We start from the raw sequence: 10907 nt of genomic DNA on the forward strand, positions 1-10907 counted from the left end.
GACCGAAGCATCTTCGGCACCGGCGGTGACAGGGGTGCTTCGCTGGGGCCTGAGCCGTACGTGAGGTCAGTGATCTGCTAGGGCCTCGGCGATCCGGGTGAAGGCGAGGATGTCCAGTGTCTCACCGCGAGCGCTGGGATCCACTCCTGCGGTGCGGAGCGCCTCTTCGGCGGCAGCGGCAGTCCCGGCCAGGGTGGCCAACGCCGCCCGGAGGGTTTTGCGCCGCTGGGCAAAGGCGGCGTCGACCACAGTGAAAACGGCTTCCCGGCTGATGTGGGTGGTGGGGGGATCATGCCGGTCGAACCGGACCAGCCCGGAGGAGATCCGCGGTTCGGGCCAGAAGACTTTTTTCCCGACGACGCCGGCTTTACGCATCTGCCCGTACCAGGCGGCTTTAGCGCTGGGCACCCCATAGATCTTGGAGCCCGGGCCGGCAACCAGCCGGTCAGCGACCTCTTCTTGGACCATGACCAGCCCCTTGGTCAGGCTGGGTAGCACCTCCAGCAGGTGCAGCACCACCGGAACCGCCACGTTGTAGGGAAGGTTGGCCACCAGCACCGTGGGTTCACCGAGGCGCTCGGCGGGGATTTTCACAGCATCGGCGGTGATGACGTGCAGCTTCTCTGTGCTGTCCGGACGCATCAGCTGCACTGTCTGCGGCAGCTGGGCGGCCAGTGTGGGGTCGATCTCTACGGCGGTGACCTGCCCGGCTTCATCGAGCAGCCCCAGGGTCAAAGATCCCAGCCCTGGGCCGACCTCCAGGACATGCTCGGTGGGGTTGAGTTCGGCTAAGGAGACGATCCGGCGGATCGTGTTCGGGTCGATGACGAAGTTCTGGCCCCACTGTTTAGTGGGGCGAATGCCCAGCTCAGCGGCGAGTCGGCGGATATCCGCGGCTGAGAGCAGCGGCGCGGGGTTCACGTCCACTCGCCGTAGACCTGGGTGGTGTTGAACATCACCTGCTGGCACAGCTGCCCCAGCTCGGCGGCGCGCACCTCGGCCATCAGCCGCATAGTGTGAGCCACCATATAGGGGGCGTTGGGCTGACCCCGGTAGGGGTGTGGGGTGAGGAAGGGGCAGTCAGTTTCCACCAGGATCAGCTGCGGGTCGGCGATCGCTAGGGCATCGCGCAGCGGCTGAGCGTTTTTAAACGTCACCGTGCCGGCGAAGCTCATGTACCAGCCGCGCTCATTACAGATTCGCGCCAGCTCCGCATCCCCGGAGAAACAGTGCAGCACTACCGCGGGGGGTAGCTGGTTGGTGTCAGAGAGCACGTTGACCACATCGGTGTGGGCGTCACGGTCGTGGATCTGCACCGGGAGTCCACGCTCGGCCGCCAGGGCCAAGTGGTCGCGGAAGGAGGCGTGCTGAGCTGCGCGGCGGTCCTCACCGGTGCGGAAGTAATCCAGGCCGGTCTCACCAATGGCGACCACATGCTCGGCTGAAGCCAGCTCAGTGATCCGGGAGAAGGCGGCGTCGTAGGTTCCTTCTTCGGCGAGCACCGGGGCCTCATTGGGGTGCAAGGCGACCGCAGCTTTGGCCCGGGGCTCATCGGCGGCCGCTGCTACGGAGAACTCACTGCTGGCGACGTCGTAGCCCACCAGGACAGCACCGGCCGCTCCCAGGGCTTGGGCGGTGTCGAGGTGTTCGGTCACGGTGACGGCGACCTGCCCGTCCCGGAAATCCAGGTGTGCATGGTTGTCCACCACTGGCACCGGTAGCGGCTGCGGGGCCGGCGGGTACTCCAGGCGACGTCTGCTCCCGGAGTTCTCTTCACGTTCGGAGCGGACAGGGCCGTCTGCAGGGGGGCCGTCTGCACTCCTCGCGGATTGGGGATCTGAGCCGGTCTCACCTGGCAGGTAGGCAGGCGGAATCTGTCCTGGTGTCACCTCGGTGGCGAGCTGGTCAGAAGAACGAGTCACGACCACCCAGTTTATCCCTCCCCGCTGCGTGCAGCCTCCCAGATGACTGGGTAGATCCGGGCCGACTACTCAGGTCAGCTCGATACGCTGGCGGTGCCCGGAAGTCCCGAGCAGATCAACGGAGGAACGCCATGCGCGCTGCCCGATTCCATGCCACCCAAGACATCCGCATCGAAGACATCCCCGCCCCGGAACTGAAACGTGGTCACGTCGCTATCGACGTCGGCTGGTGCGGTATCTGCGGGTCCGACCTCCACGAATACCTCGAAGGTCCCATCATCATTCCCCCGGCCGGTCAGCCTCACCCCATCTCCGGGGAGGAAGCCCCCATCACGATGGGTCATGAGTTCTCCGGGACGGTCACAGCAGTCGCCGACGACGTCGACGACCTCACCCCCGGACAGAAAGTCGTCATCGAGCCGTACATCATCGGTGACGATGTGCCCACTGACGACCCGGAGGTCGACTATCAGCTGAGTCCGAATATGAATTTCATTGGCCTCGGTGGCCGTGGTGGCGGATTCAGTGAGAAGGTCGTCGTCGCCCGCCGGTGGGTCCACCCCATTGCCGATCATGTGGGTCTGGACGAGGCAGCCCTCATTGAGCCGCTGGCCGTGGGGTACCACGCCTACCGGAAGTCCCGGGCCCGGGCCGGCGATGTGGCGCTCATCGGCGGGGCTGGGCCCATCGGGCTGCTGACCGCCGCGGTCCTCAAAGCCGAGGGCGTGGACGTCTACATCTCCGAGATTTCTGAGGGACGTAAGGCGAAGGCTCGCGAGACCGGCGTCGCCGATGAGGTCTTCGACCCGCGGGAGGTCGACGTCGTGGAGGAAGTCTCCCGGCTCACCGGTGGCAAGGGTGCCGATGTCGCCTTCGAATGCACCTCGGTGGGACAGGTGCTCAATACCTTGATCGCCGCGGTGAAGCCTGCCGGTGTGGTGGTGAACGTCTCCATCTGGGGCCACAAGCCGGAGGTGGACCTGCAGAATCTGGTGCTGCGTGAGGTGGAAATCATCGGCAGCGCCGCCTACGCCCACGACCACCCCACCGTGATCTCCATGGTCGAAGACGGCAAGATCGACCTTGCGCCGTTCATCACCGGGCGGATCGGTTTGGATGACCTGGTGGACAAGGGCTTCGACCAGCTCATCAACAACAATGATGAGCACGTGAAGATCCTGGTCAGCCCGACTCTGTAACCAGCCCGACCGTATAACACCTCCCGCGGAGCGGGCGCTCGTGCTGAGGCCCTCCGGCAGGTGGCCGGGGGGACTACACGGCAGGGCGCCCGCTTTTCGCGAGTAGGCGCACCACCAGAGTGCCGGGATGGGGCCGCGGTGTGGTGCCAGCGGATATATCCGACCCCGCCGATAGTCTGAGGCCTATGCGGGACAGTGAGTTCTACGGACACGTGACAGCGCTCGCCCCGGGCAAGGTGAATCTCAGCCTGCGGGTGGGGCCGCTGCGCACTGACGGGTACCACGACGTCGCCAGTCTCTACTGTGCTGTCTCTCTCTATGAGGAGGTCACCGCCTCTCCGCGGGAAGATGGCGCCATCACGGTGACGCTCTCGGAGCGGTCGGCGTTCACCGGGGTGGAGCACCTGGATTCTGCCACGGGGCAGCGTGTGCCGGCCCAGGTACCGGTGGATGAGCGCAACTTGGCCTACCGGGCGGCGGCTTTGTTGAAGGAACGGTTGGCGCAGATGCGCTCGGCCGTGCTGACCGGCCCGTGGGAGGGCAGCAGTCCGGAGACCCTGGGTGTGGACCTCACCATCGTGAAGAACGTGCCGATCGCAGGCGGCATGGGTGGAGGCTCGGCCGACGCCGCCGCGACCCTCATTGCGTGCTCCGCACTGTGGGAAGCCGGGTTGACCAAGGAGCAACTGGCCGAGCTGGGTGCCGAGCTGGGGGCAGATGTCCCCTTCGCGCTGCTGGGTGGGGCGGCGGTGGGTCAGGGCAGGGGAGAGCAGTTATCTCCGCTGCTGACCCGTGGGGAGTTACACCTGGTTGTTGTCCCTGCCACGGCGGGGCTGTCCACTCCGGCGATGTATGCCGCCCTGGATGAGATGCGCGCTGCACGCGGCGTGGAGGCTGAACCGCCGGTGCTCGATGATGAGCTGCTCCGGGCGGCCTGCACCGGAGATGCCGAATTGGTTGCCACCCGGCTGAGTAATGACCTTCAGGCTCCGGCGGTGGCGGCATTGCCGGAGCTGGACCGGCTGATGGACCTCGGCATGGCTGAGGGTGCCCTGCATGGAATTGTTTCCGGCTCGGGCCCCACGGTGTTCTTTGTGGTGCGCGATGCCGAGGAGGCCACCCGCCTGGCCACTGCCGTGGAGGAACAGGCTGATGTGTGGGCGATCCCGGTCACAGGACCCGCCCCCGGTGCCCGGCTGCTGGCTTAGAAGAACGTGGCCTGTACCCCGGTAATAAACGCGAGGACCGCCCCGGCAATGGCGAGCACGATCATCACCCGCCGGACCAGCAGTTCGCTGACCCGGTGGCGGACAGCGGTCCCCAGCCACATGCCCACCAGGATCCCGGCTAAGCACATCACCCAGAACCACCAGGGGAATACAGGGATTTCCTCCCCGGAGAAGGTGATCTTGGTCAGGAACCCGCCCACGGACAGCAGAAGCCACAGGGGCTGGACTGTGGCGGCGAAGCTGCGAATATCCCACCGGGAGAGCAGCAGGTAGATGGTCATGGCGGGTCCGCCGACTCCGGCGAAAACCACCCCGGCACCGCAGCCGACCCCGGTCAGCACCCGAGTGGGGACACCGTCGACCACCGGCAGGTTCCGGCTGAGGATCAGTGAGGTGCATAGTCCGAAAACCACCAGCCCGGCGACCACCATGTAGAGCGGGCCGGTGGGTGCCATGGCCGCTAACCATCCGCATAGCGGCATCACCAGGATGGCCACCGGGGCGATGTGCAGAAGCCGGCGCCACTCGATGTCCTCCCACACCATGAAGACCATGATGAGCGGGGCGATCACGCTGAGCATATTGGTCAACATCACCCCGCCGTGCGGGCCGATGAGCACCACCAGGAAGGGTGCGGTGACCATGGCGAAGCCGAGTCCGGTGACCCGTTGCAGGAGCGCGGAGACGATCACCAGCCCCAGGATGGCGGTGACGAGAAAGATGTCGGGGCTCAACGCATGAAGTCCCGGCTGGAACCTCCGCGCAGCGAGATGATCTCGGTACCGGTCAGGTTGCCGATCTGCCGGGTAAACAATTCCCGGCCCCGGTCATTGAGGAGTTCATCGTGAATGGGGATGCTCCAGCGCGGGTTTCCGAGGGCACGGACGAACTCCACCTGCTCTTTCATCGCGGACCAGGGGGCCATGATCGGCAGCGCGAGAATCTCCACACCCTCGGGGGTGGCATCCAGGGCGTCCCCGGGGTGGAAGAACACTGGTTCTCCTTCTGCGCGGAGGAGGAATCCCACATTGTGTACACGTGGCATGTCCTGGTGGATCACAGCGTGCTGACCCCCGACGACGTCGATGCTCACCTCACCCACGGTGAACTGGTCACCGGGTGTGGCGGCTTCGGCGCCGGGCAGGTGGGTGGTCTGGTGGACGTCCTCGGCGGTGCGGACCACTGCACCGGGGTTGGCCTCCAGGAGAGCGGGGACGTGCTCGGGGTCCACATGGTCGGGGTGCTGGTGGGTGATGAGCACCGCGTCGAGCCCTTGGGTGCCGTGCCAGAGGTCGGAGAAAGCCCCAGGGTCGATGAGGATCCGCGTGCCGACGGTCTCGACCAGTACACAGGCGTGTCCTAAGTGGGTTATCCGCATACCTGCCATTCTACGCCTGGTGGTATACGGGCCCGTAGGTATCCCGGAGGGGGTCTAGCGTGATGCTCCTGAGACACTAAACCCCATGTCTACCTTGAAGAAACCTTAAAACCCCAGGTCAGAAGCGTAAGTTCCTTAATGCTGTCTCAACCTGAGCGTAACGAAAGCTTGCTTTTCGGTCACATCTCTGTAGAGTGACCACCAGTTCACCTAGTGATAATCACGTGACCGCACCGACGTGAGGCAGGGCAATACTAGTGACATCCCGCACATTAGTTCGTAAGGCGACCGCTCGTTTGACCTCGACGAGCGTGATCGTCGCGCTGCTGCTCACCCCCATGCTCGCGGCGATGTTCGTGCTGCTGCCGGCATTGGCCAAGGAGGACGCCGCTGAGGCGGCTCCCATTGAGGGCAGCATGTACAACGTGCAGATCCGCCCGGCGGTGGACCGCAATCTCTGCCTGACCGCCATCGGCACCGCGGACAACAACCCCCGTAATACCGACCGGGCGATGACCATCCGGACCTGCGTCTCTGATCCGAACCACAGGTACTACTGGCTCCAGCGGTTTGAATACGTCTCAGAGGGGCACCGGATCTTCCTGCTGAACGGTAATGCTGGCAGCACCACCCCCACTGGCCGGTCTGACCTCTGCGTGGACAACTACGGCGGCGACGGTCGGACCTACGGTATTCAGCTGACCCGGGTCTGCGGTGTGCAGTCGAACGTCAACGAGTGGAACTACGCCCGTCAGGGCTCTAACAACATCGCGCCGGGCTCCTTCCGCAACCCGGTGGTGGACCGCAGTCGCAACATCAACGGTGTCTGCTGGGATATTTACACTGACGGCACCAACCGGGTGCAGGCCGGCCAGGAGATCCGCAAGGGTCAGTGCTACGGCACCGGGGATAACCGTCACGACTTCCAGTCCTTCTCCATGGGGACTAGTGATATGCAGGTGAGTACTGAGGGGGGAGCACCGCGTAACAGCACTCCCTCCTCCGGGGTCACCACGGTGCGGCCTGGCCAGACGGTTAATGTCACCTACTCGATTAGCAACCAGGGTGAGAACGCCAGCTACTACAACGTCTTCAACGTCTTCACCACGGTGGTCTCCGGTGGTGGGCCCCGTTCCACACTGAGCAATGATGCTTCGCGCAACAGCATGGCTCAGGACGCCTATCGTGCTCCCACGCTGACGTCGAGCCCTGCGCAGAACACCATGCCGAACCTGAGCCTGCCCTCAGGGCCGGTACTGCAGTTCCTCTCCCGTGGCGGCGAGGGGGATAACGCCGTTGTGGCGGAGTGTGCAGAGTCCGGGCGGACGAGCCACGAGCGGAACCGTCACTGTCTCTGCCACGATTCCTTCTGATGCCGCAGCGGGCTCGGTCCACCAGGTCTGTGGTCAGAACGACAGCCGCCTGACCTATGACCCAGAGCCGGCTAATAATGAGAGGTGCGCCTACTTCCGGGTGGAAGCGATCCCGGTGGATCTTCAGATGAGTGCTGGGTCTTCGAACTCCAATGTGACTCCGGGGCAGCAGGCTCAGCAGACTTTCACCTACCGGCTTGCAGGGGAGAACTCTGTCCCGCGTCCGCAGGTGGTCTTCTCTGTTCCCAGTGGTGTCTCCAATGTGAGCATTAGTGGTCCGGCGAACTGGTCCTGTGACAATGCCGCCCGCACCTGTACTCGAAATTCCGCCTCACAGCCAGGGGACACAGCCCAGTTCACAGTGAACTCCACGATCCCCTCGAATGCTCAACCGGGCTCCACGGTGGGTACTGTCACAGCGGAAGCTGTGGTTAATAGCGCTCAGCACGAGGACACCAACACTGGCAACAACACAGCGACGACGACGCTCACCGCCAGCGGCAACGTGAACATCAACATCACCAAAGAGGTGGTTGGGGCCGAGACCGTGAACCCGGGCGAAGAAGTCCAGTTCCGGGTAAGGATCACCAATAACGGCAGCACTACTGTCTCCAATCTCACCTTCCAGGATGCGATTACGACGAATCTCAGCGGCGTCACCTGGGAGTGCTCTGCCTCCGGCAGCGGATCCTCCTGTCCGAACTCCGCAGGCTCCATTCCGCGTGATGACGGTAGTCGCACAATTAACCAGTCCGGTGTGGCCGTGGGGGCCAATGGCTCGGTGACCTATACGGTCACTGGTACCGCGGAGCCTCTGTCTAGCCGGCTGCGCTACACCCAGCCGAATACTGCCTATGTGCGCTTCGCCACCGGCATCACTAACCAAGGCACTTCCCAGCACACCGCAAGCTGGACGGTCCGCGGTAACTCGGACCTTGAGATCGAGCCTACGAGCGAGGATCCTGCATCTATCAGTCCTGGGGGAACTGGTTCTGTTTCTGCCACGGTGACTAACCGCGGCCCCGACCAGATGCGGACCACCGGAACGGTGACTTTCGACGCTCCAGAGGGCGTGACGTTCACGAGTTCTCCAAGTGGCTGTGAACGCAGTGAAGAGAACACTCGTCTCACGTGTGATATCTCCGGATTGGTTGTCAACGCTAGTCGTACCTTCGAGCTTCCGGTCCGTCTCTCCACAGACGCCGAAGAAAACGTTGCGATCACTGGTGTGGTCGACTACGGCGCCGACCATGAGCCGGACAATAATGAAACTTCTTTACCGATCAACGTCTCCGATGTGCAGACCGACCTTGAAGTTACCTCTGCCTCGGCTTCTTCTGGCGTGATTCCCGGGGAGACTGGCACCCTGACTACCACGATTAGGAACAACGGCCCGACCACTACTCGGGCCGCCGCTACGGTAACTATTCAGGCACCTTCTGCAGGAACATTTGAGGATGTTGACCTGCCGAGTGAGTGGAACTGCGTTCTTGACGATGACGACGTCACACAGGTGACATGTGAGATCCCCGCAGGTCTGGCAGCCGGCGACGAGAATGCGGAAACCATCACTTTGCCGTACCGCGTGCTGCCAAGCGCCTTCTCCAACGTCAGCAGCTCCGGTGGTTCGGTGACAGTCAGCATCGACACCGACAACATCTCAGGAAACAACACTGCTAGCTGGAGCATCCAGACTGGTGAGCGTTCCGCAGACCTCGCCCTTGACTTCGAAGACGACGGCGAGGAAATTGAAGAACTCCAGGCTAATCCAGGCGAACCTGTCGCCGTGCCTGTGAGGATTCAAAACAACGGGCCTTCCTACGCCTCAGCCACAGTGAGCGTGGTTATAGACGAGCTTGACTCGCGGCTTACCTATGAATCACAAAGCGGCTTCGACTCCTGCAGCGTTTCCGGCAGTACGCTTACATGTTCTTTGGCGGGACAATTCCCGGCCGGAGACTATGTAGAGGGCAGTATCACTTTCAACGTGGACCCCGAGGCCCAGAACGTGGAGATTGAACTGGATGCCTACGTACATTCTTCCTCCGAAGACAATGACCCTGACAACAATGAGGCCTCTCTTCTGATTATTGTCGGTGAGGGCGCCTATCAGCTTTCGCTGCAGAAGCAGGCCGATGGGGAAGAGAACGTGGCCCCGGGCGAGACCTTTGGCTACACCTTCACTGTCACCAACCAGGGTCCCGCCACGGCTCGCAGTTTCGAACTGGTGGACCAGTTGCCAGAACACATCACCTATGTCGGTAGCGACCCGACTGAGTGCATAGGGACAGAGGGCGACTACGGAGGCGATGACCTGGTCACCTGCTCCTTCGAAGACCTCACCATTGCACCAGGTGAGACCTACACATTCAGCATTACCGTCCAGCTCGATCCTGACTACGAGGGCAATGGCTCCGACATCAACAACGTCGCAACAGTCAGCTGGGGCGAGGACGAAGACCAGAGCTACACCATCGACGACGGGGACGCCGCAGGACTACCCGGTCCCGTTGACGCTGAGACTGGGGTTGCACCACCAGCCGCAGCGAACGCCACCTTAAATGCCACCAAGAGCATCCTTGGCTCTCTGCCTGATGACGGGTTCACCCCGGGCGGCAGTATTTTCTACTCGCTCACCGTCCACAATGATGGTCCTTCCACTGCACGTAACGTGGAGATCGCCGACACCCTGCCGGGCAATTTGAGCATCCTGGCTGTGTCCGGCGACGGTGACGCTTCTATGGACGATGTCGACGGCAACGACGTGACCGTCGACGTAGGCGACATCCCGGTCAACCAGACCCGGACGATCTACATCATTACGCAGGTCGACCCTGGCGCCAACCCGGGTGATGACATCGAGAATTCCATGGTCGCCACCCATGAAACTGGCGACCCCGCGGAAGCTTCAGTCGAGACCCAGGTAGGGGAACCCTCCGTCGACCTGGGTATCTCTAAGGAAGTCGTCCGTGACGGCGACGCCGAGTACGAAGACGAGGAATGGCTCGCCTCCGGAGAGCCGTTCGACTACCAGATCACCGTCACCAACTACGGGCCCTCGGTGTCCAGCGGCTTCACCGTCTACGACCAGCTGCCTGAAGACGTGGCATCCCCCATCGTTGACGAGGAGGGGGTGGAGTGTGCCGTCAATGACGACACCGGCTACCTCGAATGCGAAGTGGACGGGCCATTGGCAGTGGGAGAATCCTTCACCTTCACCATCACAGTGACCCTCGACGAGTTTTACGAAGCAGAGGAAGTTGACGGTGTCTTCATCACTGATGACATCATCAACCGTGCCTGGGTTGTCGGTGAGGAAGAGGACCCCAACGCCCCGGACGAGCCGGAGAACTACACCGACCCAGAGGAGATCGCAACTACCAACAACGTGACCCGCTGGAATGCCCCCGGTGTTAGGTCCAGTTCTTATGTGAGCTGCGGGGGTTGATCTTCTCTTGTGTGTGTCGCGCGTCAGACTTAGTGGCAGGGCCGTTATGTAGGTCCTGAAGGAGAGTCAGTCATGGGTAGACCACCCTCGATTCCGGCGGAGAAGAAGACCCGGATAGTGCTGAGCGTGCTGGCCGGCGAGATGTCCATCGCCGAAGTGGCACGCAAGGAGAAAGTCAGTGAGCAGTCCATCGGACGGTGGAAGGCCGAGTTCCTGGAAGCCGGCAAGACCGCCCTGGTGGCCGGCAGGTCCGGACCATCCTCCCGAGAGGAACAGCTGGAGGCCGAGGTCGCCGAGCTGACCCAGGCCTTGGGCGAGGCACACCTGGAAGCCAGGGTGTGGAAGAAGTCCGCGGAGG

9 protein-coding genes are annotated in these 10907 nt (G+C 62.8%); 5 read left to right on the forward strand and 4 right to left on the reverse strand.

From position 1 onward, the window contains the following. Window positions 1-66 precede the first annotated feature (66 nt). Window positions 67-927: a 16S rRNA (adenine(1518)-N(6)/adenine(1519)-N(6))-dimethyltransferase RsmA gene (rsmA, locus tag H578_RS0109875; RefSeq protein ID WP_022873523.1), complete on the reverse strand. Its 861-nt coding sequence runs from the start codon at window positions 925-927 to the stop codon at window positions 67-69. After that, window positions 918-1922, reverse strand: coding sequence for a TatD family hydrolase (locus H578_RS0109880; RefSeq protein ID WP_245554969.1), 1005 nt, complete (start codon window positions 1920-1922; stop codon window positions 918-920). The genes rsmA and H578_RS0109880 overlap by 10 nt, the downstream gene beginning before the upstream one ends. Before the next feature lie 131 nt (window positions 1923-2053). Between H578_RS0109880 and H578_RS0109885 the strand changes: the two genes are divergently transcribed. Then, window positions 2054-3121 (forward strand): 2,3-butanediol dehydrogenase, encoded by a 1068-nt coding sequence (locus H578_RS0109885; RefSeq protein ID WP_022873525.1) that lies wholly within the window; start codon window positions 2054-2056, stop codon window positions 3119-3121. Between the two features lie 185 nt (window positions 3122-3306). Further along, entirely contained in the window at window positions 3307-4329 is a 1023-nt protein-coding gene (locus tag H578_RS0109890) for a 4-(cytidine 5'-diphospho)-2-C-methyl-D-erythritol kinase (protein ID WP_022873526.1), read from the forward strand. Here the strand turns inward: H578_RS0109890 and H578_RS0109895 are convergent. Further along, a complete protein-coding gene (locus H578_RS0109895) occupies window positions 4326-5084 on the reverse strand; it encodes a sulfite exporter TauE/SafE family protein (RefSeq protein WP_022873527.1) in 759 nt (252 codons plus the stop codon). The two genes, H578_RS0109890 and H578_RS0109895, sit on opposite strands and share 4 nt — an antisense overlap. After that, on the reverse strand, window positions 5081-5728 hold the full coding sequence (locus H578_RS0109900; RefSeq protein WP_028464155.1) for an MBL fold metallo-hydrolase: 648 nt from the start codon (window positions 5726-5728) through the stop codon (window positions 5081-5083). Before H578_RS0109900 ends, H578_RS0109895 begins: the two co-directional genes overlap by 4 nt. Window positions 5729-6024: 296 nt before the next feature. On the opposite strand from H578_RS0109900, the gene H578_RS0109905 reads away from it, so the two are divergent. The 3 genes from H578_RS0109905 to H578_RS0109915 form a co-directional block, all read left to right on the forward strand. Beyond that, the gene (locus tag H578_RS0109905; RefSeq protein WP_156837293.1) at window positions 6025-7101 is read left to right on the forward strand and encodes a hypothetical protein; all 1077 of its coding nucleotides are present in this window, start codon (window positions 6025-6027) and stop codon (window positions 7099-7101) included. 127 nt (window positions 7102-7228) lie between these two features. After that, window positions 7229-10549 carry a DUF11 domain-containing protein gene (locus H578_RS0109910; RefSeq protein ID WP_156837294.1) on the forward strand — a complete coding sequence of 1107 codons (3321 nt, stop codon included), beginning with the start codon at window positions 7229-7231 and terminating at the stop codon, window positions 10547-10549. Between the two features lie 72 nt (window positions 10550-10621). Beyond that, the coding region (locus H578_RS0109915; RefSeq protein WP_022873531.1) for a transposase at window positions 10622-10907 on the forward strand (286 nt) is incomplete at its 3' end.

Origin of the sequence: Nesterenkonia alba DSM 19423 (genome assembly GCF_000421745.1) — a bacterium.
GTDB lineage: Bacteria > Actinomycetota > Actinomycetes > Actinomycetales > Micrococcaceae > Nesterenkonia > Nesterenkonia alba.

Excerpts from the sequence above, each read along its gene's own strand:
- H578_RS0109885 (WP_022873525.1), top strand. The coding sequence starts at position 2,054 with ATGCGCGCTGCCCGATTCCATGCCACCCAAGACATCCGCATCGAAGAC.
- H578_RS0109890 (WP_022873526.1), top strand. The coding sequence starts at position 3,307 with ATGCGGGACAGTGAGTTCTACGGACACGTGACAGCGCTCGCCCCGGGC.
- H578_RS0109900 (WP_028464155.1), bottom strand. The coding sequence starts at position 5,728 with ATGCGGATAACCCACTTAGGACACGCCTGTGTACTGGTCGAGACCGTC.
- H578_RS0109910 (WP_156837294.1), top strand. The coding sequence starts at position 7,229 with ATGAGTGCTGGGTCTTCGAACTCCAATGTGACTCCGGGGCAGCAGGCT.